25 protein-coding genes are annotated in these 25,417 nt (G+C 40.1%); 11 read left to right on the top strand and 14 right to left on the bottom strand.

The window, feature by feature from the left end; genetic code table 11:
• Positions 1–34: 34 nt before the first annotated feature.
• The 4 genes from leuB to ilvA are packed head-to-tail and all read left to right on the top strand — an operon-like array spanning position 35 to position 4,214.
• On the top strand, positions 35–1,141 hold the full coding sequence (leuB, locus tag BMZ31_RS15035) for a 3-isopropylmalate dehydrogenase (RefSeq protein ID WP_090832740.1): 1,107 nt from the start codon (positions 35–37) through the stop codon (positions 1,139–1,141).
• Positions 1,142–1,183: 42 nt separating this feature from the next.
• A complete protein-coding gene (gene leuC, locus BMZ31_RS15040; protein ID WP_090832741.1) occupies positions 1,184–2,608 on the top strand; it encodes a 3-isopropylmalate dehydratase large subunit in 1,425 nt (474 codons plus the stop codon).
• Between the two features lie 15 nt (positions 2,609–2,623).
• Complete coding sequence (leuD, locus tag BMZ31_RS15045) at positions 2,624–3,217, top strand: 3-isopropylmalate dehydratase small subunit (RefSeq protein ID WP_090832742.1); 594 nt, start codon at positions 2,624–2,626, stop codon at positions 3,215–3,217.
• Positions 3,218–3,260: 43 nt separating this feature from the next.
• Positions 3,261–4,214 (top strand): threonine ammonia-lyase, encoded by a 954-nt coding sequence (ilvA, locus tag BMZ31_RS15050; RefSeq protein ID WP_090832743.1) that lies wholly within the window; start codon positions 3,261–3,263, stop codon positions 4,212–4,214.
• A 51-nt stretch (positions 4,215–4,265) separates the two neighbouring features.
• On the opposite strand, the gene BMZ31_RS15055 is transcribed toward ilvA, so the two are convergent.
• From BMZ31_RS15055 to BMZ31_RS15065, 3 genes are read right to left on the bottom strand one after another with little or no spacing between them, the layout of a single operon-like run.
• On the bottom strand, positions 4,266–4,673 hold the full coding sequence (locus BMZ31_RS15055; protein ID WP_090832744.1) for a DUF1761 domain-containing protein: 408 nt from the start codon (positions 4,671–4,673) through the stop codon (positions 4,266–4,268).
• A gap of 24 nt (positions 4,674–4,697) precedes the next feature.
• Positions 4,698–5,633 carry an AraC family transcriptional regulator gene (locus tag BMZ31_RS15060; protein ID WP_254778846.1) on the bottom strand — a complete coding sequence of 312 codons (936 nt, stop codon included), beginning with the start codon at positions 5,631–5,633 and terminating at the stop codon, positions 4,698–4,700.
• Between the two features lie 47 nt (positions 5,634–5,680).
• Positions 5,681–6,244, bottom strand: a complete 564-nt coding sequence (locus BMZ31_RS15065; protein ID WP_090832746.1) for a DUF1836 domain-containing protein — start codon at positions 6,242–6,244, stop codon at positions 5,681–5,683.
• Positions 6,245–6,382: 138 nt separating this feature from the next.
• On the opposite strand from BMZ31_RS15065, the gene BMZ31_RS15070 reads away from it, so the two are divergent.
• On the top strand, positions 6,383–7,030 hold the full coding sequence (locus BMZ31_RS15070) for a PAQR family membrane homeostasis protein TrhA (protein ID WP_090832747.1): 648 nt from the start codon (positions 6,383–6,385) through the stop codon (positions 7,028–7,030).
• A gap of 57 nt (positions 7,031–7,087) precedes the next feature.
• Here BMZ31_RS15070 and BMZ31_RS15075 read toward each other — a convergent pair whose 3' ends face one another.
• Complete coding sequence (locus BMZ31_RS15075; protein WP_090832748.1) at positions 7,088–8,173, bottom strand: MBL fold metallo-hydrolase; 1,086 nt, start codon at positions 8,171–8,173, stop codon at positions 7,088–7,090.
• A gap of 147 nt (positions 8,174–8,320) precedes the next feature.
• Here BMZ31_RS15075 and BMZ31_RS15080 point away from each other — a divergent pair, with 147 nt between their 5' ends.
• Positions 8,321–9,073 carry a YqcI/YcgG family protein gene (locus BMZ31_RS15080; RefSeq protein WP_254778848.1) on the top strand — a complete coding sequence of 251 codons (753 nt, stop codon included), beginning with the start codon at positions 8,321–8,323 and terminating at the stop codon, positions 9,071–9,073.
• 48 nt (positions 9,074–9,121) lie between these two features.
• On the opposite strand, the gene BMZ31_RS15085 is transcribed toward BMZ31_RS15080, so the two are convergent.
• Positions 9,122–9,757: a spore coat protein gene (locus BMZ31_RS15085; RefSeq protein ID WP_090832870.1), complete on the bottom strand. Its 636-nt coding sequence runs from the start codon at positions 9,755–9,757 to the stop codon at positions 9,122–9,124.
• A 199-nt stretch (positions 9,758–9,956) separates the two neighbouring features.
• Between BMZ31_RS15085 and BMZ31_RS15090 the strand changes: the two genes are divergently transcribed.
• The 3 genes from BMZ31_RS15090 to BMZ31_RS15100 all read left to right on the top strand — a co-directional run bounded on the left by BMZ31_RS15090 (position 9,957) and on the right by BMZ31_RS15100 (position 14,662).
• Positions 9,957–10,544: a DUF1989 domain-containing protein gene (locus tag BMZ31_RS15090; RefSeq protein ID WP_090832871.1), complete on the top strand. Its 588-nt coding sequence runs from the start codon at positions 9,957–9,959 to the stop codon at positions 10,542–10,544.
• A 641-nt stretch (positions 10,545–11,185) separates the two neighbouring features.
• Complete coding sequence (locus BMZ31_RS15095) at positions 11,186–12,823, top strand: M4 family metallopeptidase (protein WP_090832749.1); 1,638 nt, start codon at positions 11,186–11,188, stop codon at positions 12,821–12,823.
• 345 nt (positions 12,824–13,168) lie between these two features.
• Entirely contained in the window at positions 13,169–14,662 is a 1,494-nt protein-coding gene (locus BMZ31_RS15100) for a peptide MFS transporter (protein ID WP_090832750.1), read from the top strand.
• Positions 14,663–14,714: 52 nt separating this feature from the next.
• On the opposite strand, the gene BMZ31_RS15105 is transcribed toward BMZ31_RS15100, so the two are convergent.
• Complete coding sequence (locus BMZ31_RS15105) at positions 14,715–15,167, bottom strand: VOC family protein (RefSeq protein ID WP_175478134.1); 453 nt, start codon at positions 15,165–15,167, stop codon at positions 14,715–14,717.
• A gap of 419 nt (positions 15,168–15,586) precedes the next feature.
• Between BMZ31_RS15105 and BMZ31_RS15110 the strand changes: the two genes are divergently transcribed.
• Together BMZ31_RS15110 and BMZ31_RS15115 are read left to right on the top strand one after the other, a co-directional pair.
• Positions 15,587–16,306, top strand: a complete 720-nt coding sequence (locus BMZ31_RS15110; protein ID WP_090832751.1) for a YebC/PmpR family DNA-binding transcriptional regulator — start codon at positions 15,587–15,589, stop codon at positions 16,304–16,306.
• Between the two features lie 308 nt (positions 16,307–16,614).
• Positions 16,615–16,812: a ChaB family protein gene (locus BMZ31_RS15115; RefSeq protein WP_090832752.1), complete on the top strand. Its 198-nt coding sequence runs from the start codon at positions 16,615–16,617 to the stop codon at positions 16,810–16,812.
• A 38-nt stretch (positions 16,813–16,850) separates the two neighbouring features.
• Here BMZ31_RS15115 and BMZ31_RS15120 read toward each other — a convergent pair whose 3' ends face one another.
• The 8 genes from BMZ31_RS15120 to BMZ31_RS15155 all read right to left on the bottom strand — a co-directional run bounded on the left by BMZ31_RS15120 (position 16,851) and on the right by BMZ31_RS15155 (position 25,229).
• Complete coding sequence (locus BMZ31_RS15120) at positions 16,851–17,618, bottom strand: YhfC family intramembrane metalloprotease (RefSeq protein ID WP_175480295.1); 768 nt, start codon at positions 17,616–17,618, stop codon at positions 16,851–16,853.
• Between the two features lie 190 nt (positions 17,619–17,808).
• Entirely contained in the window at positions 17,809–18,282 is a 474-nt protein-coding gene (locus tag BMZ31_RS15125; RefSeq protein ID WP_254778850.1) for a cupin domain-containing protein, read from the bottom strand.
• Positions 18,283–18,338: 56 nt separating this feature from the next.
• Positions 18,339–19,181, bottom strand: a complete 843-nt coding sequence (locus BMZ31_RS15130; RefSeq protein ID WP_090832755.1) for a KPN_02809 family neutral zinc metallopeptidase — start codon at positions 19,179–19,181, stop codon at positions 18,339–18,341.
• A gap of 400 nt (positions 19,182–19,581) precedes the next feature.
• A complete protein-coding gene (locus tag BMZ31_RS15135; RefSeq protein ID WP_254778852.1) occupies positions 19,582–21,234 on the bottom strand; it encodes an ATP-binding protein in 1,653 nt (550 codons plus the stop codon).
• A gap of 147 nt (positions 21,235–21,381) precedes the next feature.
• Positions 21,382–22,059: a YdeI/OmpD-associated family protein gene (locus BMZ31_RS15140; RefSeq protein ID WP_090832757.1), complete on the bottom strand. Its 678-nt coding sequence runs from the start codon at positions 22,057–22,059 to the stop codon at positions 21,382–21,384.
• A gap of 132 nt (positions 22,060–22,191) precedes the next feature.
• Positions 22,192–23,397 carry an MFS transporter gene (locus BMZ31_RS15145; RefSeq protein ID WP_090832758.1) on the bottom strand — a complete coding sequence of 402 codons (1,206 nt, stop codon included), beginning with the start codon at positions 23,395–23,397 and terminating at the stop codon, positions 22,192–22,194.
• A gap of 16 nt (positions 23,398–23,413) precedes the next feature.
• Positions 23,414–23,827 (bottom strand): MarR family winged helix-turn-helix transcriptional regulator, encoded by a 414-nt coding sequence (locus tag BMZ31_RS15150; RefSeq protein ID WP_090832759.1) that lies wholly within the window; start codon positions 23,825–23,827, stop codon positions 23,414–23,416.
• Positions 23,828–24,110: 283 nt separating this feature from the next.
• Positions 24,111–25,229 carry an NAD(P)/FAD-dependent oxidoreductase gene (locus BMZ31_RS15155; protein ID WP_090832760.1) on the bottom strand — a complete coding sequence of 373 codons (1,119 nt, stop codon included), beginning with the start codon at positions 25,227–25,229 and terminating at the stop codon, positions 24,111–24,113.
• Positions 25,230–25,417 lie beyond the last annotated feature (188 nt).

Below are 25,417 nucleotides of genomic sequence, written 5' to 3' on the forward strand. Positions count from 1 at the left end.
CTACACCAAACACCTAACTAAAGGAGGACTATTGATGAAAAAGCATATCGTTTTACTGCCAGGAGACGGGATTGGGAAGGAAGTCGTGGAAGCGGCTAAAGATGTGCTGACAGCAGTCGCTGAGGAATGCCATCATTTTTTCTCCTTTGAAACGCATGCCGTTGGCGGGGCTGCCATCGACGAGCACGGCACCCCCCTTCCATCCACGACTGTAGCTGCCTGTCAGAAGGCTGATGCCGTTTTACTCGGAGCGGTTGGCGGTCCTAAATGGGATCAACTCCCTTCTCACCTTCGTCCAGAAAAAGGCTTGCTCGGCATCCGAAAAGCGCTCGACTTATTTGCAAATTTAAGACCTGTCAAAGGGTTCAAGAATTTACTCCACGCCTCCCCATTAAAAGAAGAGATTGTGCAGGGCAGCGACCTTCTTATTGTAAGGGAACTTACTGGCGGGCTTTATTTTGGAACGCCGAGCCAACGCCATCAAGACGGCCAGTCCGTCATAGATACTTTATTCTATACAAGAAAAGAAATTGAAAGAATCGTAGATACTGCCTTTCAATATGCCCGACAGCGACGCAAACACCTTACCTCAGTTGATAAAGCCAATGTTCTGGAGTCTAGCAAGCTTTGGCGCGAGGTCGTTGAGGAAAAGAAGGCTCTTTATCCGGATGTGACAGTGGAGCATGTCCTTGTAGACGCAGCAGCAATGAAGTTGATTACGAACCCGACCCATTTCGATGTCATCGTCACGGAGAATCTGTTCGGCGACATCTTAAGCGACGAAGCCTCCGTCTTAACCGGTTCGCTCGGCATGCTGCCCTCAGCAAGCTTAAGGCATGACGGGGTCGGATTATACGAGCCTGTCCATGGTTCAGCTCCTGATATTGCTGGTAAAGGAGTGGCCAATCCAATCGCCGCCATCCTATCCGCTGCTATGATGCTAAGACACTCGTTCAACATGGAAGAAGAAGCGAATTTAGTAGAAAATGCCGTTCAGTCTGTGCTTGATAACGGCTATGCAACAGCAGATCTGCAGCTGCCAAAAAGCCGGCAAGTTGGAACTTCCCAAATGACGGATCTCATTATCGACCATATCAAATCCACAACTGCCTCAAACTGCATCTTAAGCTGTTACGCCTAAAATAAGCGAACCTACCTAACTCTAAAAAGGGGGAGATTGAGATTGCCCAAACCTAAGACTCTATTAGAAAAAATTTGGGAGCAACACGTTGTGCATCAGGAAGAAGGAAAACCAGACCTGCTCTATATTGATTTGCATCTTGTTCACGAAGTCACCTCCCCTCAAGCTTTTGAGGGGTTAAGGATGAACGGCCGACAAGTCAGAAGACCTGAACTCACTTTTGCGACGATGGATCATAATATCCCAACGAAATTCCGAGAGATCATCCAGGATCCTGTCTCCAAAACACAAATTGAAACGCTAAGAGGTAACTGTCAGCAATTCGGCATTAAACTTGCCGACCTTCACCAACCCGAGAATGGAATCGTGCATGTCATCGGGCCTGAGCTCGGGCTTACACAGCCTGGCAAAACGATCGTATGTGGCGACAGTCATACTTCTACGCACGGAGCTTTTGGTGCCTTAGCGTTTGGGATTGGAACGAGCGAGGTTGAACATGTTCTTGCTACGCAAACACTGTGGCAAACCCGTCCAAAAACGCTCCATGTAAAAATGAATGGACAACTCGGACCTGGCGTAACGGCAAAAGACTTAATCCTTGCCATCATTGCCGAACACGGGGTTCGCTTTGGGACTGGATATGTCATTGAATTTACAGGCGAGGCCATCCGCTCTTGCTCCATGGATGAACGGATGACCATTTGCAATATGTCGATTGAAGCAGGGGCTAAAGCAGGCTTGATTGCACCCGATGAAACGACGTTTGCTTACTTAAAAGGCAAAAAGTATGTGCCTCAGGGTGAAAGCTTTGAAGAAGCGGTGATCCAATGGAAAAATCTCGTGACAGATGAAGGAGCTGTTTACGATCACGTCATCGAGGTCGATGCGGAGCGAGTTATTCCTCAGGTTACTTGGGGAACACATCCTGGTATGTGTATTCCCATCACCGGTCATGTCCCTGATCCGGCCAACGAGCCCAATCCATCGGTTCGTGAAGAAATGGAACGCGCCATCACTTATATGGGTCTGACAGCCGGACAGCCGATTTCATCTGTAAAAATAGAACATGTTTTTATCGGCTCTTGCACAAATTCGCGACTTAGTGATTTGCGGAAGGCAGCAGCCACCATTCAAGGAAAAAACGTACATCCTGCCGTCAGAGCGCTTGTCGTTCCAGGGTCTTACCAGGTGAAACAAGCAGCGGAAGCCGAGGGGTTGGATCAAATTTTCAAGAACGCCGGATTCGAATGGCGTGAAGCAGGCTGCAGCATGTGCCTCGCCATGAATGATGACATCGTTCCAGCTGGCGAACGCTGCGCTTCCACTTCCAACCGAAATTTCGAAGGCCGCCAAGGTAACGGAGCCAGAACCCATCTTGTCAGTCCTGAAATGGCAGCAGCAGCCGCGATTGCCGGTCATTTTATCGATGTCCGTAAAATATCACAAAAACAGCCACTTTATTCTTAGAAGGAGGATTCGAACATGGAACCGCTCCGCAAGCATGATGGTCTCGTCTATCCCTTAAACCGCAGCAATGTGGATACCGATCAAATCATTCCGAAACAGTTTTTAAAAAGAATTGAGCGCTCAGGCTTCGGTCAATTCCTTTTTTATCATTGGCGATTTGATGATAACGGAGCATTGCGTAATGACTTTTCTTTGAACAGTCCTGTTTTTTCAGGTGCGTCGATCCTTATTGCCGGGGAAAACTTCGGCTGTGGATCATCGCGGGAACACGCCCCATGGTCGCTTGCCGACTATGGATTCCGCGTAATCATTGCCCCAAGCTTTGCCGATATTTTTTATCAAAATTGCTTTAAAAACGGCCTTTTGCCAATCTGTCTCCAAGAAGAAACACAATTGCTGATGTGCAGGGCTGAATCAGGACAGTATCACCTTTCCATCAACCTCGAGGAGCAAACCATTACGGATGGTGAAGGTCTAAGAATAAAGTTCGATATTCCTCCCTACCCAAGGGAAATGCTTCTAAATGGCTTAGATGAAATTGGGGTAACGATGACTTATGAACAAAAAATTTCACAGTTTGAACAACAGCGAATGACTAGAGGAGCGTGACACTTTTGGGAATTGTTTAACCGCAGAAAAAATCCATGATGCCATGGAAAAACTGGCTTCAATCGCTTACCGTACACCATTGACTACTTCTTCGACCATTGATCGTTTCACCGGCAAGCAGGTTTATTTTAAAATGGAAAACATGCAAAAAACGGGGGCATTCAAAATTAGGGGTGCAAGTTATAAGCTAGCCCTTCTTTCAGGACAGGAAACGGAAAAAGGTATCATTGCCGCCTCTGCTGGCAACCATGCTCAAGGTGTCGCCCTTGCAGCCTCCAAACGCGGAATTCCAGTAAAGATTTTCATGCCAGAAAATACCCCACTTGCCAAGATTGCCGCAACACGAAATTACGGAGCTGCAGTCGTTCTTTCTGGTAATAATTACGATGAAGCCTATGAAGCCGCCCTAACCGAACAAAAAACAACAAAGAGCACCTTTGTCCATCCCTTTGATGATTATGATGTGATGGCAGGTCAGTCCACGATTGCGGTGGAAATGCTAGAACAACAGCCGCTTATCGATACGTTGATTGTCCCCGTAGGTGGTGGCGGGCTAATTGGTGGAATTGCCGTGGCAGCCAAACTGGTGAAGCCGAATATTAGGGTAATTGGGGTACAGGCAAAAGGTGCTTGCTCGATGTTCAATCACTTTTATCAAACTTCTGTTGGGAAACAAACCGAGGTCAACACCATCGCCGAAGGGATTGCCGTCAGGAAGCCAGGAACACTGACATCGAGTATCATCCATCAATACGTCGATGAGATGCTTACCGTCAGTGACCACGAAATTGCTGCCGCAATGGTTTATATGCTCGAGCGTAAAAAGATGCTGCTTGAAGGGGCTGGCGCTGCTGCTTTTGCTGCCTTGCTCACACACGGTCGAAACATCCTTAGCCAACATTGTGGTGTGATCGTAAGTGGAGGCAATCTTGATATCTCTAAGATTGCTCAAATCCAGCATCTAGCCAGACAAAATTTCCTCTCCTATTTGGCGTAAAGTAGAAGTCAAACAAAGGCCCCCATTTTTGGGGGCCTTGCAAAACAACCTTTATTGCCACAATCCGTGAAGGATACCTAACACAGTAAAAATGATCAAATGATCACCAATCGCGATGAAAAATACTTTCTTATTTGTTAAACCAAAGAGGGTATTTTTTAAATACGCCAAAGATACAAAAAGACCAATTAATAGTCCAACTGTTAAACCAGAAAGCACTCCATCCGCTCCTGTTAAGTGAACCACTACCGCCATAAGAAGCGAACTTAACATCGCTACAAGTGCAGATCCAACGTAGCTAAGCGTGTTGTTTGTGCCTTCATTGAATTCGACTTTGTTTAGCTCTACCCACTTATTTCCGAACAAGATCGGTGAAAAATATATTGCTCCAAACCCCATATAAATGATTCCACCCACAAGTACAGCTAAGTAATTTAGTTCATTCAATTGAAAATCCACCTGACATTCTCCTTTTACTTTCTATTATTTTGGTTCAATTTCTAAAGCAATTGCCGAAATAAAACATTCAAGATCCATCGTATCTTGCTTTGTTTCGATTTTCACAAATTCAATAGGGTTGCCTAGATATCTGTATCCGCTGCGAGGCAGCCAAAAACTGTACAACTCGGAATAGGATTCAATAAGTAAACTTCTTTCCTTATATTCAACCGGATTTTCAAACTCATACAACACATACTTGCCACCTTTGAAGAAGGTTACATCGGCATGATCTTCATTCACCAGTTCGGCTGGAATGCTCACACAGCAGTCATATCTACATTTTTCCGGAGGTGTCAAATAAGGGTTGTTCTGTGGAATTCCGATGAAGGATGTTTGATCCGTCAAGAAATCTCTTGCATTTGCCCATCGATAAATACTTTCCCAACTATTGTTGATTTCCTGTGAATAAGCTCCAAAGCGTTTCGTAAATACCATATGCCTTTCTTCTAACATCACCGTTTTGATCCTGGTCAGATCTAACCACTGAAACTCAGTATAAGGTTTGTTCATATCTAATTCTTCCAATTTACTGCTATCAACTTTAGATTTCTTGCTATGTAGATAAGGGCGAGGGAAAATTTCTAAATATGCACCCTCTCTCCAAGCTTTTGGGCTATGGTGATAATACTCTGTAAAGGCTGAAGTGAAGTAGGATAACGAGGAAAATCCACAGTTCATCGCTACTTCTGTAATCGGTGTATGTGGTTCATAAATGAGTGAATGGGCCGCTTTCTCCATCCTGATTCTTTTCACATAATCCGCTGGTGTCTCTCCCATCATTTCGTTAAACAATCTGTGAAAATGAAAGTCTGAGTATGAAGATATTTTTGCCAGTTCTTTCAATGAAAGTTTCTCATCTAGATTCTGATCTATATGTTGGAGCACTTTCATAATTCGCTTTCGTTGATCTTGTTCCATGATAATGAGACATTCCCCTTTAATCGTACTCTTGGTATACCGTCTGTTTATTTCTTGCCTAATTCATCAATAAGTCTTTCCGCCACTTTCCGGTACGAATTGCTGATATTAACAAGTGATGTAATTAATAAGAGTTGCTCCATATACTTCGATTCATTTTTGCTACTCATTTCTTCCTTTACTTCCGTTACTCTCAAGTCCAGTTCATCTTTAAATCGTTTCTCATTGTTTCCAACAATTTGGAGATAGCTTTCATAAAAAGCTTCTAGATTGGCGTTACCTCCTTCAGCACGATCGTTTAGTTCCCCTAAGGCTGTTTTGATATCGTTAATGGATAGTGAACCTTTCAATTGATAAATCAAAGCAATCAATAATATATGTTCCTTGGAGTATTTCTTCTTTTTGATTGGAAAGAACAATTTCCCTTTTGCATAATTATTGATCATTGTCTTGGTCATGACCTTTTCTTCATCACTTCGCTTCGATTCTGCAAATTTATTTTCAAACAATTGAATGACTTGATCCATGTATAAATCTATATTCGGAATATCTTCTATCGTAATCTGTTTATCAAGATTTAGATTACGTAATATCTTGTTCAAATTCTCCACTTTCGTCACACCCGCTCTATTTTATAACATTTATTATACCTTACAAAGAGTGTTATATAAATATTGACTACATAATATAATAGTAATATCATTATAAGTAGTTATTAAAACTACATAACAACACAAGGAGGTTGTAAAATGAACACATATATTCGCGAACCCATTAATGGACTAACACATTTAGCCGGAGCTTTTCTTTCATTTATAGGATTGCTTGCCATGGTCATAAAAGCTTCACTCACAACAGGAACAGGCATCGCCATCACGGCTGTCACTATTTTTGGAATCAGTATGATTCTCCTTTACAGTGCATCTGCTACTTACCATATGGTAATAGCAAAGGACCATGTCATTTCCTTTCTAAGACGGATAGACCATTCGATGATTTATATTTTGATAGCCGGTTCTTACACACCTTTTTGTTTAATTAGCTTAAATGGTGTTACAGGATGGACGATGTTTACGATTATCACGGTGGTTGCAGTATGTGGCGTTACTTTTAAAATGGTTTGGTTTAACTGTCCCCGTTGGCTTTCAACACTTCTTTACATCGCAATGGGCTGGATGGTGATTGCGGTCGTTTCCCCACTTTCAGCAAGTTTGAGTGGAGCTGGAGTTTTCTTATTAGTTTTTGGCGGAATCCTTTATACGATAGGCGGAGTGATTTATGCGCTCAAGCCAGCATTCCTCGAGTCTAAATACATGGGATTTCACGAGATCTTTCATATTTTCATCTTACTTGGAAGCCTGGCACATTTCCTGAGCGTTTATCTCTATGTTCTATAAGAAGTTAAAGAAAGGGTGACCTCATTTTATTTTTGAGGACACCCTTTTCTAATAATATTACTTCCACCACATAGTAGAAGGATATGTTTGATTTCCAATGTTGATTATTTCTCCAATCCTAGGAGTAGAAACAGAAACGCCTCTTTGCTCAGCTGCCTTCTTTACCCTTTCAACCGGATCCGTCCAATCGTGGAGAGCAAGCGTGAATGCCCCCCAATGGATGGGAATGAGCCATTTCCCCTTTACATCAAGATGGGCCTGTACTGTTTCTTCCGGCATCATATGAATGGTCGACCATCGTTCATCGTACTGGCCACATTCCATTAATGCGATGTCAAAAGGTCCATATTTTTCGCCAATCTCCTTAAAATGCGGTCCATAACCACTATCTCCACTGAAATAAATCTTCGCTTGCTTCCCCGAGATCACCCATGAACACCATAAGGTTGAATTGCGACCCGTAAGACCTCTCCCTGAAAAGTGCCTCGCAGGCGTACAAACCAGATGCAATCCCACAAACTCCAATTCATTCCACCAATTATGTTCTTGAATTCTTTCCGGTTCGACTCCCCATCTTTGGAGATGGCTACCGACCCCAAGCGGCACAATAAATCTTCCTACTTTATCCTTTAATTTCTTTATGGATCCATAATCCAAATGATCGTAATGATCATGTGAAAATAAAACTGCATCAATCCATGGAAGTTCTTCGATTTCCACTGGAAGTACTCCGCTATAGCGCTTACCTCCGACAATAGGGACGGGGGAAGGCACGCTTCCGAACATCGGGTCGAGCAACAACGTTTTCCCATCCAACTCCAGCATGAAAGCTGAGTGCCCGAACCACATGACTTTTGCATGTTTGTCCGATTTCCAGTTCGGCCTTTCCGTTTTCAGTAGATCTTTCGGCTTACGATTGGGACTGGTTTTCACAAAGTCCTTCATGATTTTCATGTTTTCCGTGAAACTCATATTCATGTCCGTATCTATCTGATTCAAGAACCTCCCTTTAGAATAATTCGAAGCGTTTTCGTACTCTAGTCGCTTTGCCTGAGTAACCTTCCCTCCGAACGCTGGATAAAATTTGAGAAACAAAATGATGACCACAAAACCACTTAATAAAATAACTAGCAATATGCCCATAAACGAGATCCCTCAATGTTTTTATTTTTATTATACAGTCAATATACCTTTCCTCACAAAGTGGGGCCTCGCGCCTTACATGGACAGTCACACAATAATGAAAAATTAATATTTTAATACGTATAACCTTGGAAGGAGTTTGTGTGTGTGACTGAATTGTATAGATCCACTTGGCTAAGTGAAAATAAACCTGTTTTACCAGCATGGCAAAGTCGGGCCTACGATCATTTCACTGAAATGCTATCTAACAAAGAAATTCAATACCCATGCATTCCGGCACAATTAAGTTTCTCTTCCGATCAACTCCGCTTTGGTTTTGTGGGAGATCCGACACAAAGGCAGAGCTCAAAGGAGTTAGCTGGGCTCCTAAAGAAGTATGGAGCTATTTCCCGTGAAACCGGCAAATTCGCTTCATTTGTCGTCTTTTTTGACACATCGGAAAAGATAAAAGAGGATTTTAATGTGGAGAATTATAGACAGTTGTTTTGGTCCATTTTAAATATATTAAGCGAAGAAGATTCCGTTCAGTGGCCTGAACATATTTCCCAAAACCCATCAGATCCAAGGTGGGAATTTTGTTTTGATGGCGAACCCTATTTCTGTTTTTGCGCAACCCCTGCTCATCACCTTCGAAAAAGCCGGCACTTCCCTTGTTTCCTCATCACCTTTCAGCCCCGTTGGGTATTTGAAGAAATCAATGACGGCACTCCACTTGGGCGGAATCTTAAAAAAGCAATTCGAAGTCGCTTAGAAGCTTACGACGAAACGGGCATCCATCCATCATTAAAATGGTACGGGCAAAGCGATAATTTAGAATGGAAACAGTATTTTCTACCAGATGATAACAGCATTCCATCAAAATGCCCTTTCTCACAAATGAGAAAACTTTTTATAAAGTGACCAATCCAAGACAGGCAGACCGCTTATGAAGCGCCTGCCTGTCTTCCTTCAGTTTTTATAAAATTGTCCAGGATTCGGCATTTGTGGTTGACCTGTAAATGGGACGAAGCTACTGGTCATTTGATTCATATCCTGATAGGACAATTGTGGAACTTGATAATATTGCTGCTTATTTTGATAAAGGAAGATTTCGTAGGCCATTTCGATATAGTTTGGCACTGAATCTGCCATAACCCTTCTTACGACAGGGTTTGTGACTTCGAGAGCTGTCATCGCTAAAAGGGATGCCGTCGACTTGATCAACCCGAGCATATGCCCTGAAATGCCCTGATCTTTTATTTCTTCAATCGACGTGTTTGGTTTTTTCGGTTGGCTTGGTTTCATGCCATATGCAACGTTATTATTTTGTCTCATCATATAGCGTTTTGTATGATGTGAAGGATTTGTACCCGTCGTAAAGCATTCGCAAGTGATGTTGTATTGATCAAGAATGAAGTAATACTGGCGGTCTAGTATATCGAGCAGTTCCTGGTCTTTGATAAAAACACGAAAAAGCATGAATTGATCTAAGACGTTGATCATGCCGGCCAATACTTCATGTAAATCGAAAACTTCATGCCCCCCATGGTTCAGCTGATCTGTCATTCGATTTGGAGGTGTCATGTTCATATTTGGCTGTCCCATTCTTGGTTGTGCAGGTTGAAATTGATTTTGCAATGGACTTTGCCTCCTCTGAGTTTTTCTTGGTACTGATTTATTATTAACCAATAAAGAGTGATTATTGTTGCACTTCTCTTGGCAAATAAATGCATTTTCAAAAGGCGATAATCCAGTAGGGAATTGGGAAAAATCTTCTTATGACATAATGGTCGAGGAGTGCGATATGGAATCATTTATCATTCAATCAAAGACAGGTTTAGCGCTTACTGTTTCCATGGGACAGCGCATAAAGATTATTGATGTGGAAGGTCAACAAATTGCAGATCTTGTTGCTTATAATGCAAGTGATTTGCATGAGAAACTTGATTCAGTTGCAACAAGAGATATTCTGCAATCGGTACATATTGAAAAAAAACAGTCGGTTTACTCGAATCTATATAAACCAATGCTCACTCTGATTGAAGATACGGTTGGCAAACATGATTTAGTTTCACCTGCTTGCAGACCAGAAATGTATGCCGTCCTTTACAACAAATACGATAAAGTTGAGAGTTGCTTCAATAACTTAAATCAAGCTTTAGATATGTTTGGTGTGCCTGCCCCGTCGCAACATAATCCATTTAATATTTTCATGAACACCTCCGTGAATAAAAACGGCGAAATGGAGTATCAAACCTCTTTATCCAAATCGGGCGATTACGTTGAATTGAGGGCTGAAATGGATCTCATTATCGCTATTTCTGCATGCCCAAACGAAGAGAGTGCCGGAAATGGTTTTCATTCCACTAGTATCATGGTGGAAATTTACTAGTTTGGAACGACTACGACTTTGGATGCACTCATTCATACCCACCCCAGTAATATACACATCGATTTTTGTCGACTCGTCGATATATGCCCCATTCATGTCCATATCCTATGATTTCGTATCGATATATGAATTATTCATATCGATATAACCCTTTTCCGCGTCGATATCCTGCCGTACCACAAAAAAAACTCATATACCCCCATGTTCCGTAAATGAATTCCCTTCCGAGAGCGACTTAGAAAACATAAATTTTCTACCTTATTGAATTTATGTGACCACGCTCTCTTTTTTTCTTAAATTCGCACAGATTTTATCCTAGATTCGGTGAAAACACTGAGTCTTTTTCCCGCGCGATTGCTCTACTAAAATACCGCCTTCCAACTAAATTTCCATTCGTTGTTGTTTTCAGCTGAAAGCACCCCCTATCTTCAATCTCATTTTCTCTTCGCTTTAAGCCTATTTTATAAGCTTCTCAAGATCCCAAGTCTCTTTTTCATCTTCCTTTTTTTGACTTATTTTTTTCCCAACTTTTTACCGTTCTATTTGAAGTGTTAATAGTATTAATTTTCAAAATAATCTGTTATAAATATGGTAGCTTCATAGTTTTAGGAAAAAAGTACCCAATAAGAGGAGGAATTTTATTGAAAAAGAATGTCGTTTCCCTTGGTCTTTCGGTTGGCCTTATTTTCAGCGGAATGGTTGGTGCGAGTGCGTTCGCAGCGTCGTCAGATTCTAGTACAAAGAATTTTAACAAAGTAACTGGTACACCGGATTTTGTTGCCGGTAAATTAACAAACCCTTCTGCTAAAGCCGCAAAAGACATCGTTCTTGATTATCTCGAGAACAACAAGCAATCTTATAAACTTGGCAGCAAGTCTGCTAGCGAATCTTTCATTGTAACATTACAGGAAGCTGACCAACTCGGCGGTTCAGTCGTTCGCTTACAACAAGTTTATAATGGTGTGCCTGTTTGGGGTTCAACCCAAGTGGCAAGGGTTGATAACAATGGCGTTCTTCAAGCCGTTAGTGGTGCAGTGGCACCAGAACTTGATAAAAAAGGATTGAAAAGTATTACAAAGAAAAAGTCACTTCAACAAGCGATTCAACTTTCAGAAGCTGATCTAGGCTTTAAGCCTGTATATGAAAAGGCGCCAATATCAGAACTAGTTGTCCTTCCAGTTGGATCTACAGCTATTTATGCCTATCATGTAAACTTAAACTTCCTTGATCCATCACCAGGTAACTATCATTATTTCATTAATGCGCAAACTGGTGAGGTCGTTAACAAGTTTAACGCTATCGACACAGCCGCTGCAAAACCAGCAATTACAGGAACGAACACCGTCGGTACTGGTTTAGGCGTCTTAGGTGATACAAAATCTATCAATACAACATTATCTAGCGGTTATTATTACTTACAAGATAACACTCGTGGATCTGGTATCTTTACTTACGACGGAAAAAATCGAAACCAACTTCCAGGAACATTATGGCAAGATGCTGATAATAACTTAAGTGCCACATATGATAAAGCTGCCGTTGATGCTCATTACTATGCAGGCGTAACCTATGATTACTATAAGAGTGTCTTCAACCGCAATTCTTACGATAATAATGGAGCGGCCCTAAAATCTACTGTCCATTACTCAAGAAACTACAACAATGCTTTCTGGAACGGTTCTCAAATGGTTTACGGTGATGGTGACGGTACGACATTTATCGCACTATCAGGTGGACTTGATGTTATCGGCCACGAATTGACGCATGCCGTTACGGAAAAAAGCTCTAACCTTGTATATCAAAATGAATCAGGTGCTTTAAATGAAGCGATTTCCGATATTTTCGGAACATTGGTAGAGTTTCATGACAACCGTAATCCTGATTTTGAAATCGGTGAGGATATCTATACACCAAACAAAGCAAATGATGCACTTCGTTCGATGAGCGACCCGACAAAGTTCGGTGATCCTGATCACTATTCAAAACGCTACACAGGAACAAGTGATAACGGTGGAGTTCATACAAACAGTGGTATCATCAATAAAGCTGCCTACCTCATCAGTCAAGGTGGAACTCATTATGGAGTTTCCGTGTCTGGTATCGGCAACGCTAAATTGGGTGCAATTTTCTACCGTGCTAACACTACTTACTTTACGTCATCTACTAACTTCAGCCAGGCACGTGCTGGCCTAGTCCAAGCTGCAAAAGATTTATATGGTGCGACTTCTGCTGAAGTAACGACAGTTACTAATGCATTTAGCGCTGTAGGTGTAAACTAAAGATTAGCGGAATTCCCCGCAAGGAGAGTTAGTCTATCTTTTAAGATTCCCAGATGAGAGCACATTGCTCTCATCTTTTTTTTGCAAGATAACATACTTTTTATGATTTTGGGTAACTTAAGTCTATGAGCCGACAAATACTAACTGTCCCGTTCTTATGGACAGTATTTTTTATGGGAAATACGTGGAATTATTTTTCCAAAATACTTATTTTTCTAAAAATAATGAAAATAAAATGTAAAAAATATTCCGTTTAATAAAGAAAATTAGGCTTTTTCCAATAAGTTGCTTTGACATTATGAAACTATTCAAATATTATATTCAATAGAACAAGGAGGTATGAATATGTCATCAATAAATAAACAGAAAATTGTGGATAGTGTTCCTCAAAAAGGTTTCTTTGGACACCCTAAAGGTTTATTCACACTTTTCTTCACAGAATTTTGGGAGCGCTTCTCTTACTATGGAATGAGAGCTATCCTCGTATTCTATATGTACTATGAAGTATCTAAAGGCGGATTGGGTATCGATGAATCCCTTGCCCTTTCTATCATGTCCATTTACGGATCACTTGTTTACATGTCAGGTATCATCGGTGGCTGGTTAGCTGACCGAGTTTTTGGATCATCCAATGGCGTATTGTATGGTGGAATTCTCATCATGCTTGGACACATTGCATTGGCATTCCCAGGAAATATTACTATGTTCTTCGTTTCTATGGTGTTGATCGTTCTTGGTACAGGCTTACTTAAACCAAACGTATCTTCTGTTGTTGGTGAAATGTACAGCGAAAAAGATGATCGACGTGACGCTGGTTTTACTATTTTCTATATGAGTATTAATATGGGTGCATTCTTGTCTCCATTAATCGTAGGAACAGTTGCAGATAAATATAATTTCCACTTTGGTTTCGGTATCGCAGCTGTCGGTATGGCCTTAGGATTATTAATTTTTGTTGCAACAAGAAAGAAGAATCTTGGTCTTGCTGGAACAACAGTTGCAAATCCACTGCCACCAGCTGAAAAGAAAAAGGTATTCACTTTTGTTGGATTAGGTGTAGTGGCTATCGCTGCAATTTGTGCTGTTCTAATTCCAATGGGACTTTTAACATTCGAAAGCTTCATTAATATCGTTACATTCCTTGGACTTTTGATTCCAACTTTGTATTTTATCGTTATGTACCGCAGCCCTAAAACGACTGCTGTTGAACGTTCAAGAATTCTTGCGTATATCCCATTATTTATCGCTGCTGTTATGTTCTGGGCAATCCAAGAGCAAGGTTCAACAATCCTTGCAAGCTATGCTGATAAGCGTACGCAATTAGATTTTGCAGGTATTCATATCTCTCCTGCATGGTTCCAATCTCTAAACCCTTTATTCATCATCATTTTTGCACCAATGTTTGCATGGTTATGGGTTAAACTTGGTCACCGTCAACCAACGATTCCACAAAAGTTCTCACTAAGCTTGTTATTCTCAGGTTTGTCATTCCTTGTCATCCTATTACCAGGCTACTTTGGTGGAACAGATTCATTGGTTAATCCTTTATGGTTAGTTCTAAGTTACTTAGTTTGCGTATTCGGTGAATTGTTGCTATCTCCTGTTGGATTATCAGCAACTACAAAATTAGCTCCAGCTGCTTTCTCAGCGCAAACAATGAGCTTATGGTTCTTAGCAAGTGCTGCTGCACAAGCGCTTAATGCTCAAATGGTTCGATTCTACACACCTGATACTGAAACACTTTACTTCGGTACAATTGGTGGAGCATCTATCGTACTAGGTATCATCCTATTGATGATTTCTCCAAAAATCCAAGAATATATGAAAGGTGTAAGATAATCATCTTTCACCTAAAGAAACCTCCGACATTTTGCCGGAGGTTTTTTGTTGTTTATTTACTGAACCACTCTTCCAATGTCATCATGGGAAAATCTTTTTCTACATCTAACTTTAAAGGTGTAATGAATTCAAGTGAGTTACCATCCGGGTCTGAAAAGTAAATGGCAGCGTGAGCACTAGGCATATTCGGTAAGACCAATGGTTGTTTTGCAGCAGTAAAACCAAAGTCCGTTTTTATTTCTATCCCTTTATCATTCAACCATTCTTTTACCTTTAACATATCTTCGATTTCCACTCGAAAGGCCACATGTCTTAAAGAAGGGTGATAAGGAACACTGACAAGTTCCGTTTCCCATAACCCTAACCAACTTTGCCCCTTTTCGATCCAAAAAAAGGCTACTTTATCATTTTTATAAGCCATTTCTAACTCTAAGTTTTTATAAAACTGTACAGATGTTTCCAGGTCCTTCACAGGCAAATGAGCTTCATACAAACCTTTTATCAAAATAGGCATCCCCTTTATTTCAAATTCATATTCTTATTTTACAATTTTCAAAAAGGACCCTCTTCCATCTCAAAGATGATTTCTACTACAACTTATGATGTAGTAAAAATCTTCAATGTAGAAACTCCATTTGAATATCTAAAAGCTCTCTTTGGTAGATCTCCTCATTTATTTCATTGGCATACTTACATCCGAACGATTTTCATTCGACAGAGGAATGGTCTGAAATATAGCTAAAATATAAATGACTACTTAAACCATACTTATCGGGACTAAAACTATTTAAATGTTCATTGTTTTTTAATGATTAAACTCGAAAGTAATTGGGCATTTGAGTTATAATAGGAAGGCATGCACTTGTCAAAGTGCGAGAGTTCTTGTATTTATCACAGATTCAATACCGAAAGCGAGTGTTCATAATGGGTCGTAAGTGGAACAATATTAAAGAAAAGAAAGCGTCAAAAGATGCAAACACTAGTCGTATTTATGCTAAATTCGGACGTGAAATCTATGTTGCAGCAAGACAAGGTGAACCAAATCCTGAATCTAATCAGGCTTTAAAGGTCGTACTTGAGCGCGCGAAAACATACAGTGTTCCAAAGCACATCATCGAAAAAGCGATTGAAAAAGCAAAAGGCGGTTCTGAAGAAAGCTATGATGAGCTACGTTACGAAGGATTTGGTCCAAACGGATCAATGGTCATCGTCGATGCTTTGACTAATAACGTTAACCGTACGGCTTCAGATGTACGTGCTGCATTTGGTAAGAACGGTGGAAACATGGGTGTGAGTGGTTCTGTTGCTTACATGTTCGATGCTACGGCTGTGATTGGTCTTGAGGGAAAGACAGCTGATGAGGTACTTGAAATCCTTATGGAAGCAGATGTTGACGTGCGTGATATTGCAGAAGAAGACGAAACCGTCATCGTTTATGCTGAACCAGATCAATTCCATGCTGTACAAGAAGCTTTCAAAAACGTTGGCATTACAGAATTCACCATTGCAGAATTAACGATGCTTGCTCAAAACGACATCACTCTTGAAGAAGAAGCTCAAGCAAAATTTGAAAAGATGATTGATGCGCTTGAAGATTTAGAAGACGTTCAGCAAGTTTACCATAACGTAGACTTAGGCGAATAATAAAAATGCTCCTTCCATCTGTTTCGATGGAAGGAGCATTTTTTATGGCTTAGGAAAAGGATATTCGAAAGTAGAAATCATTCTTCAATTAGACGAAATTAATTGCAAGTTAGAGGAGATAAAAAATATATGGTAGAGATCATTTATCAAATAGACGAAATTATCCTCAGAGAAGAGGAAATTCCTACTTGGCCCCTTATCAAAGTAAAAATCCTACATAAAATAGTAGCAAGTGTTGCTTAAAGCATGCGTTTAAAACTTCTCCTACAGGAAATAGGATAATAAATAACTTTTAGGAGGAATGTTAGATGCCTTATCGATCGCTAAGTGAACTACCTGACGCAGTAAAAGACCATTTACCTCACCATGCTCAAGAGATTTTTAAAGAAGCATTCAATTCTGCTAGCGAAGAATACAAAGATGAAGAAACGGCCTTTAAGGTAGCCTGGAGTGCTGTTAAGAAAAAATATGAAAAGAATAGTCAGGATAAATGGGTAGAAAAATGAGGCGGTAGATTCCACCGCCTTACACTTTTCAAGCCAACTTATTCAAAAAACTTTCTTGCTCTCTTGATGAAAAATAAAGATAGGATTCCTATTATCGTAATATGCACTTCTATCATCCATAAACTCTTGATATGTCCTGTTTGGTAAAATGCCAGTGGAAAATCTATTACAGCATGAATAAGAATTGCCAGAATGACATAGGAGAATTTCTTTTTCACCACGCCTGCCAACACCAATAAGCTAAAGGCAATCTGCATGAAAGCGGCAAAGAATCTTTCCACACAGCCCAACAAGTAGTAGGAAACTCCATTATTCAGTACCGTCTCTTTAATCGTAACTAGTTGTTCTTTAGGCATTTGGCTCCCTAACGAGGCTTCAAGCGTTCCAGCATTGATCATAAATGCGAAAATGATATTTGGCACCATCATCGTCAACATGAGAACAATGGCCTCAATCCCACCCCAACCAATACCAAACGATAATCCACCTTTATAGTCATGGTATTTTTTCAAAAGCCAAGTAAATAACAAGAATCGTCCAAGCTCTTCGAATAATCCCGCTGCCATTCCTCCGTATACACCGAATAACCATGGGTGCTCCGCATAATTAGGAAAATTGGTTAAAACAGCTACATGCAAAATCTTTTCTAAAATTTGTGTAATAACAATGAAACCAATACTCCCAATGATGATAGGCTTCACATAAATACCTGTTTTCTTTTTATAGAAGAGTATCAAACCTGCAAATAACACAAATGAAAAAACCAGTGGTACAAACATAGAAATCAGTGTAGCAGTACTAACCATTCTAATCTCCCCTTTAGAAATCTTCTTAATTATTATCATTATCAATAATGATAATATAATCCGTTTTTTTACAATTGTCAAACATTTTTTTGGGAATTTTTCCTACTTTTCATTTTAGTTCGTTTTTCAAAAGACTTGCTATTAAAGAAAACCAAATAAAAAAGGATTTGCAAGGAGCAAATCCTTTTTATCATTTCCAAACATGTTGCATCGGCCCGCTATCGCCATAAACTGGATCGAGATCAGGCAAGGGTACACTCCGAATTTCTCCTAGAGATTGAGCACGTACACCTGGATCCCTTTTTCTCAGATTATATCCATTTCCATTGGGATAGGCTCCGACGATTACGAAATCATCGCTGCTCTCCAGCTTTTTATGACCTGTCCCGGCCGGCAGAAGTATGACATCGCCTTTATTTAGTTCCAGACGGTCTCCTTCCTCTCCACCAATCAGAACAGTGGCTTTTCCAGCCTTTACTCCCAAAACTTCGTGTGAATTGCTATGATAATGGTGATAATCGAATACGTCACCTGACCAGCTTCCTAACCAATTATGGCGGTTAAAAGTAGCTTCTATTTCATTTGGATTCTCTTCCATTACCCCTTCATATACAATGACCGGCAATTTCGGATTGTTGGGGATTTCGCCGTCATCTTTAAACATTATAGTTTTGTAGTGCATTTGCACAGTAAACCCCTCACTTTCCGATAAAAGCTGTATTAAGGTGTCTTTGTACTAAATGTATCTCCCGCTTCTAATTCACCTGAGTTAAATCCTTTATAGAACCAACTCTTTCTTTGTTCGGATGAACCATGTGTAAAGCTCTCTGGGACCACATAACCTTGTGCCCTTTTCTGAATCGTATCATCACCAACCGCACTTGCAGCTGTCAGCGCTTCTTCAAGGTCACCTTCTTCAAGCAAATCCATTCCTTGTGCGTGATGTGCCCACACACCCGCTAAATAATCTGCCTGCAATTCAAAACGAACTTGGTATTTATTATATTCTTCTTGACTAAGTTTTTGTCGAAGAGGTGCCAGCTTTTCGGTCGTTCCTAAAAGCGTCTGTACATGATGTCCAACCTCATGGGCAATGACGTAGGCCATCGCAAAGTCACCAGGTGCTTTGAATTTGCGTTGGAGCTCTTCGTAGAAACTCAAATCAATGTACAGTTTCTGATCACCAGGACAATAGAAAGGACCAACTGATGAACCTGCAGTCCCACAAGCTGATTCAACACTACCCGAATATAGAACTAACTTCGGCTCTTCATATACTAAGCCTCTCTCTTGAAATTCTTTAGCCCAGACCTCTTCTGTGTCTGCAAGAACGACAGAAACGAATTGAGAAAGCTCCTTCTCCTCTGCCGTTTCCTCGTAAGGTGCGCCGGTATCTGAACCTGACGACCCCATACTATTAAGCAGGTCACCTGGGTTTCCGCCAAGCAGCGTTACAATCAGCAAAATCACGATACTGCCGATTCCTCCACCTACAATTGTCTTACCGCCCATTCCCCTTCGGTCTTCTACGTTAGAACTTCCTCTTCTTCCCTTCCATTGCATGAAATAGCCTCCCTTATCTTCGCTCAAGTATTCGTACTCACATATAATGTCCTTAGTGTTATACCCGCGATTAGGATTTATTTAACTTCATGCTTAATTTATTGTTAAAAATGCTGTTTTCGCATAGATTGTTGCTTTTACGGAAAAGGCAACAACACGTATAGATTCTTATTTCGTGCTCTTTTCCTCAATATAAAATTCTAAACGCTAAATCCCTAATGGTTTTAGGAACCAATAACAACAACGTTTACGAAAAGAGCCTAAAAAAAGCCCCAGTCCCAACAAAGAAGGGAATGGCGCTTGAGTTCGAAAAGAATGATGATGTTTGGTTGCCTTACTATTTTCTCTTCTGATAATTTGAACAAATCATGTTAAATTTCATATAGCCACTATATGATTATCAACTCGTTAATGGCAAGTGGATTTCAATCAACGTTCCTTCATTCACCTTACTTTTATAAGAAATGAGGCCATGATGCTGTTTGATAATCCTATTGCAGATCATGAGGCCAAGCCCTGTACCCTTTTCTTTTAATGAGTAGAATGGTTCTCCTAGACGCGGCAGAAGTTCCTCTGGGATGCCACATCCTTGATCATGAACGGAGGCGATGCAATTTCCTTCTCCATCGTTTCGAAGGTTCACCTTAATGATTCCGCCGTCTTTCATGGCTTCCATGGCGTTCTTTAAGATATTGAGGAAAACTTGCTTCAGCTGATTCTTTTCACCATCTATATAAAAAGAATCGTCTTCATAGTGTGCTTCAAATTGAATGCCATTCATATGTGCCTGTGGAGATAGCAACTCTAGCGTTTCTTCCATGATAACTTTTAGATTCAACCTGTTTAACTGGATTGCCTGCGGTTTTCCTAAAGATAATAGACCACTTGTAATAGATTCAATTCTTTCAAGTTCACTCAAAATTAAATCATTGTATTTAAATGATTGATTTTCACTCTTATAAAGTTGAACAAAACCTTTAATCGTTGTAAGCGGGTTTCTAATTTCATGGGCAACCCCTGCAGCAAGCTCACCGACGATTGATAGTTTCTCTGACTGTAAAAGAAGTTCTTCCGATTTCTTTCTTTCAGAAATGTCACGGCTGATGAGAACGATATGTTCTATCGATTTTTCACCTGCAACCGGCATGCAACGGGACTCAAATTCAATCCAATGACCTTTTTGATGTTGAAGTCGATATTCCATCGTGATGCTTTCTCTATTGTGCAAAAGATGCATCATATTTTCTCTGAAAGACTTCGCATCGTCTGGGTGAATCAATTTGCACACATTACTATCTTCTAGTTCTAATCTTTCATATCCTAAAACAAACTCATGAGAAGGGGAAAAATAAATGACTGAGTTCTCCTTATCCAAAACCAAAATTAAATCCGAAGTATTTTCTGCAATCAAGCGGTATTTGGACTCGCTTGAGGCCAAGGTTTCTTCCATCTTCTTATTTTCATTGATGATTCTATATAGTTTTAAATAAGACTCGATCAATAATGATCCGATTGCTACACCTAGCATGACGAAAAGTAAGTATTGCAGATGAAACAGTGGTTTATGCGGAAATACATGAAACAAAATAGGTACAGTTACCACATAAATTAATAAATAAGTAGCATATAAAATCAGGCTCTTCTTTATTGGTGAAAGACGGGCTATATAAAAATGCAGAATAGTAAGACCTACCATGATAAAGGACCATCCAATTATCGCGGGATACCAATTTCCACTTGTAAACAATCTTGCCAACAATGCAAAAACACCAGTAATAATACCTGCAATTGGTCCTAGATAGGCAAATACTAGAATGACAGGAGCATACCTAATATCATATGAATATCCCTGTTGCTGGAAGGATAACATGACAAGGATGACGGAAACCAATCCTGCATACAGACTCACCCCATAGCGACATTCCTTTAGTGGCTTATAATTGATAAAGGAGCGAAGAACTAATGGAGTGCTTACCATTAGTGAAAATATTGATAGATTGATAATGTAGTCTAAAAGAACCAATTTTCTCCACCCACATCCCATTATTTTCATAATATTCTATTTAATCATAAACCAGACTGAAAAGTATTTCTATATAAAAAAAGCTTATCAGTAGTAAAAATACAATACACACAAAAGAAGCACCAAGAAAAACAATTTCCCTTGATGCTTCTAATATGAGTACCTATACAAATTAATCTAATTATTCTTCCGTCGATATAAGTCCATTGACTTATAACCCTCACCTAAAATGGTCTCCATTTCAAGTAATCGTTTTTCTTGGGTTTCGACCCTTTTGGCACTGTATACATATCTCGCCCAGTCTTTTTGATAGCCAAAAGTTAGCTCATTATAGACATGTAAGATTTCTTCATTATTTTTTAAATGATTCTTTATATCATCAATATAAACAATGTAGTCATCCACGCACTGACTGGCTTTGGAACTTTCAGCTTTTTTCATTTTCTTCTTTTCATGCTTCATTCCGATTATCGTGAACACATCATTCAGACTTACCATTCTTGCAAACTTGATATCACTATTTGGGACATATCCATCTTCACCAATTCCGAGTGTCGGAAAGATACTATCCCTTTCAATATGTTCTTTATATTGCGGATTGTTTTTCTTTGGGTATGCAAAGAACATATATCCTTTATCCTTAAGTAATTGTTTCTCAATCACGTTCTGCAACTGATTTTTGAAATCCTCTAAATTAAAAACAAAAATAAAAATAAGATCATATTGATCAGCACTGAGAGAAGCGTCAAATTCTAATTCATTAAAATCGGTAATATCCTCAGGCTTGTTCAAGATGAGTTTAGAAGGATATTTGTTAAGATTCAGCTTTTCAATCACAGTCTTTTGAGAATTCATACTAGATACTCCTTTGGCATTGAATATGGAGGTAGTTCTCGATAAAACATTTACTAAAACTATTGTATATGACAATCTCCTGTTTTGCCAAAAATACAAGTGAGTATCCTTAAATCCTAACCTTCAAGTGGGCTAGCCAACTTTATGTTGTGCTACCATTTCTTGAGGATTTTGTTTCCGCGCAAATAAACTATAGTAAAGAAATAAACCACCTAAAACGTAAATAGATCCATATTGATAGATTTCACTGAAGCTAAATTCTGCTGCTACTAAGCCTATCAGAAATGAACCTACCCCGATCCCAATATCAAATACCGATAGGAAAGTGGCAGTTGCTATCGCACTTCGCTTAGGTGAAGCTGCTTTAATGGCAATGGTTTGAAAGGTTGGAAACAGTGTTCCCCAGCCCAATCCTGCAAATGCAGCTGCCATCAGAAAAAGAACAGCTGAATGACCCGTTCCGAGAAGGAACATTCCAATCGCAAAGATGATGATTGCCGGATAAACAATGACATTAGCACCGTACCGGTCAAACCATTTTCCAGTAAACGGTCTCGATAAAAGGAGGACAACCGCATAAACGACAAAGAAGTAGCTCGAGATACTTCCTAATCCCATTTCATGAGCATGCACTGAGACAAATGAAAGAATAGAAGAGTATACCATCGCGAAAAAGGCTGCAACGAGTGCAATGGGAAGGGCAGAACCTTCAAAAAGCGTCTCTTTCAAGCTTAATGTCTTACGTTCTTTATTTAGAAGATGATAATTCTTGTCTGTCTTGATCAGTAATCCAGCTAACAATGCTGCAATGGAAGCGATGACACCCATCTGCAACATTGCATCCACACCCCATGTTTGCAAAGCGGTTAACCCTAAATAAGGACCAACAACCATCGCCAAAGTGGATGATAAGATGAAATACCCCATCCCTTCTCCTCTTCTCGACTGAGGGATGTTTGTTGCCGCAATCGCACCTGCAGCAGTTGTCGCCATTCCAAATCCTATTCCATGGTAGAAACGAATTAGTAATAATCCTTGAATGGAATGCGCTGTAAAGTAAAGAATGGTAGCTGTCAAAAAGATGACCATAGACAAAAGCAAAATCAATCGGCTGCCTATTTTTTCAATCCATCGACCTGCAAACGGTCTAATGACGATCGCAGAAATCAAAAACACTGTCGTCGTTAGCCCAGCCTGTGATTTTTCACCATTTAGATTCTCGACAACATATATAGGTAGAGTCACGAGCAAGAAATAAAAAGTTAAAAATAAGAAGAAATTACTCGCAGAAATACTAATAAAATTTTTGGTCCACAACTTGGTGTCACTAACATTCATGCTGATTTTCTCTCCTTTAGATATGTTTGATCCAACTTGAAATGAGTTGTCTCAAATCTTTTTGTGCGGATTCAGGCAGATTTTCTACCAGTTTCTGATTCAGTCTTAATACTGTTTCTTCCCATTTTGGAAAATCCTCTAGAGCCTTCTCTGATAGCCCAATAAACTTTTTTCGCTTGTCTTCCCCTGTTTGTAGTTGAATATATCCGAGTTTAGAAAGCCTTTGTATCGTTCGGGTCATCGGTGGTGCTTCAACTGCCAAGTAATCACATAATTCTTTTTGAGTTAAAGTACCTTTTTCCTTTAAGACATATAGAACCGACCATTGCGCGCTATATAGCCCAAATGGCTCGAGAGCTTCATTTAAGTGTTTTGTCAGCTTTCTTGAAAGCTGATGAATGGTATGGAAAAGTTGATGTTTATCTTGCATTTCGAACACCCCATTTATTTACCTAGGTAACTATATAATATTTATCTTATCACAAAATAGTTACTTAGGTAAGTATTTAATTTCAGTTCATTTGATGGTAGAGAAATGTTAATTTCCCGTAATCCGCAATATTTTTCCGTTTCGTTTGGTTATTTTCCCGTTTAAAAAAATTTATTCCCGTCATCAAGAAACATATTTCCTTTAAGACCATTTATTTTCCCTTTTCATTAGTTAAGCTCACCAAACGAAAAAAGCACCCCCATGGATGCTTTTTTCTTCTAAATCAAATCTCGATGGCACCGGCCACGTCATACAGTTCCAAATTAATGTCGACATTCTGACCGAGGGCTAACTTGGCTAACTGTGCTCCTAGATACGGGCCGACTGTTAATCCTGACGCACCAAGTCCGTTCGACAAGAGGAGGCCATCAATTCCCGGCACCTCTCCAATGATTGGCAAGAAATTAGGTGTGAAGGGGCGGAAACCGACACGGGTCTCGACGAGTTCACCGTCTCTTAAATCAGGAGCTACCGTTAATGCTTTATCTAAAATTTCATGTAAGCCACCTGATGTGACTCTTCTGTCAAATCCCATATCGTCTTCATGGGTTGCTCCAACCACCACTCGCCCACCATCAAACGCTAAAATATATTGATTGTTCGGGGGAATCACGACTGGCCAATCTTCTGTTTTTGTATCTTCAAGTTGCAAATGTACGATTTGAGCTTTCTGTGGAGCGACTTTCAGTTTGATTCCAAGTGGAGTCAGCAGTTCTGCTGCCCATGCACCGGCTGTAATGATCACTTTATCCGCTTCATATAGCTGGTCTCCCACACATACACCTGTTACTTGTCCTTCTGCATGTAAGAGTTGAGCAGAACCATGAACGATGTCGGCGCCATGTTTGACCGCAGCAGTAATCATCGCATCCCTTATTGCACGGCCATTCACACGTGCTGCTCCACTAATATGAACCGATTCATATTGGTCTGATAAGGACGGAAATAAAGCCGACGTTTCTTGGGCAGATAAACGTCTTACCTCACCGATTTCAGGAGCATCTTCTCGTCTTAAGATTGCTCTCTCTTCCAACTTTTCAAGCTTTCCGTTATCTGTATGTAAATTGATGGCACCCACTTGTTTATAGCCTGTTTCCGTTTCTCCGTCCTCTTCAAGTTGTTTAATGAGTGGGCGATAGTAGGCCGCTCCACCTTTAGCAAGTGCATACCATGCTTTGTTTCGACGCTGACTCACCCAAGGACAAATGATTCCCGCTGCTGCGTCTGTTGCCTGCCCAGGTTCTTTGCGATCTACTAACGCTACCTCTACTCCTGCTTTTGCTAAATGATAAGCTGTGGATGCTCCTAATATCCCAGCACCAATGATGATAAATTGTTTCATCTAAACACCTTTTTCAAATAAATTTCATGCTTCCATTTTACAAGAGTTAGCGGTCAGACTCAAAATCTCAATTGGATGACACTTTGATTTCAGACTTTACATTATGGCATTTGATTAGAAAATGTTATAAAGCCCTCTCACTCAAACCACCTTTTTAAAAACAGAAAAATCCAAACTATTAAACTTAT

Origin of the sequence: Bacillus sp. cl95, from assembly GCF_900115925.1 — a bacterium.
Taxonomy (GTDB): domain Bacteria; phylum Bacillota; class Bacilli; order Bacillales; family Cytobacillaceae; genus Neobacillus_A.

Bases quoted from the DNA above. Each gene is read 5' to 3' on its own strand.
- leuB (WP_090832740.1), top strand. From the start codon at position 35: ATGAAAAAGCATATCGTTTTACTGCCAGGAGACGGGATTGGGAAGGAA.
- leuD (WP_090832742.1), top strand. From the start codon at position 2,624: ATGGAACCGCTCCGCAAGCATGATGGTCTCGTCTATCCCTTAAACCGC.
- ilvA (WP_090832743.1), top strand. From the start codon at position 3,261: ATGGAAAAACTGGCTTCAATCGCTTACCGTACACCATTGACTACTTCT.
- BMZ31_RS15060 (WP_254778846.1), bottom strand. From the start codon at position 5,633: ATGGAACAAGATCAACGAAAGCGAATTATGAAAGTGCTCCAACATATA.
- BMZ31_RS15070 (WP_090832747.1), top strand. From the start codon at position 6,383: ATGAACACATATATTCGCGAACCCATTAATGGACTAACACATTTAGCC.
- BMZ31_RS15075 (WP_090832748.1), bottom strand. From the start codon at position 8,173: ATGGGCATATTGCTAGTTATTTTATTAAGTGGTTTTGTGGTCATCATT.
- BMZ31_RS15085 (WP_090832870.1), bottom strand. From the start codon at position 9,757: ATGGGACAGCCAAATATGAACATGACACCTCCAAATCGAATGACAGAT.
- BMZ31_RS15090 (WP_090832871.1), top strand. From the start codon at position 9,957: ATGGAATCATTTATCATTCAATCAAAGACAGGTTTAGCGCTTACTGTT.
- BMZ31_RS15100 (WP_090832750.1), top strand. From the start codon at position 13,169: ATGTCATCAATAAATAAACAGAAAATTGTGGATAGTGTTCCTCAAAAA.
- BMZ31_RS15110 (WP_090832751.1), top strand. From the start codon at position 15,587: ATGGGTCGTAAGTGGAACAATATTAAAGAAAAGAAAGCGTCAAAAGAT.
- BMZ31_RS15115 (WP_090832752.1), top strand. From the start codon at position 16,615: ATGCCTTATCGATCGCTAAGTGAACTACCTGACGCAGTAAAAGACCAT.
- BMZ31_RS15120 (WP_175480295.1), bottom strand. From the start codon at position 17,618: ATGGTTAGTACTGCTACACTGATTTCTATGTTTGTACCACTGGTTTTT.
- BMZ31_RS15125 (WP_254778850.1), bottom strand. From the start codon at position 18,282: ATGTTTAAAGATGACGGCGAAATCCCCAACAATCCGAAATTGCCGGTC.
- BMZ31_RS15130 (WP_090832755.1), bottom strand. From the start codon at position 19,181: ATGCAATGGAAGGGAAGAAGAGGAAGTTCTAACGTAGAAGACCGAAGG.
- BMZ31_RS15135 (WP_254778852.1), bottom strand. From the start codon at position 21,234: ATGAAAATAATGGGATGTGGGTGGAGAAAATTGGTTCTTTTAGACTAC.
- BMZ31_RS15140 (WP_090832757.1), bottom strand. From the start codon at position 22,059: ATGAATTCTCAAAAGACTGTGATTGAAAAGCTGAATCTTAACAAATAT.
- BMZ31_RS15145 (WP_090832758.1), bottom strand. From the start codon at position 23,397: ATGAATGTTAGTGACACCAAGTTGTGGACCAAAAATTTTATTAGTATT.
- BMZ31_RS15150 (WP_090832759.1), bottom strand. From the start codon at position 23,827: ATGCAAGATAAACATCAACTTTTCCATACCATTCATCAGCTTTCAAGA.
- BMZ31_RS15155 (WP_090832760.1), bottom strand. From the start codon at position 25,229: ATGAAACAATTTATCATCATTGGTGCTGGGATATTAGGAGCATCCACA.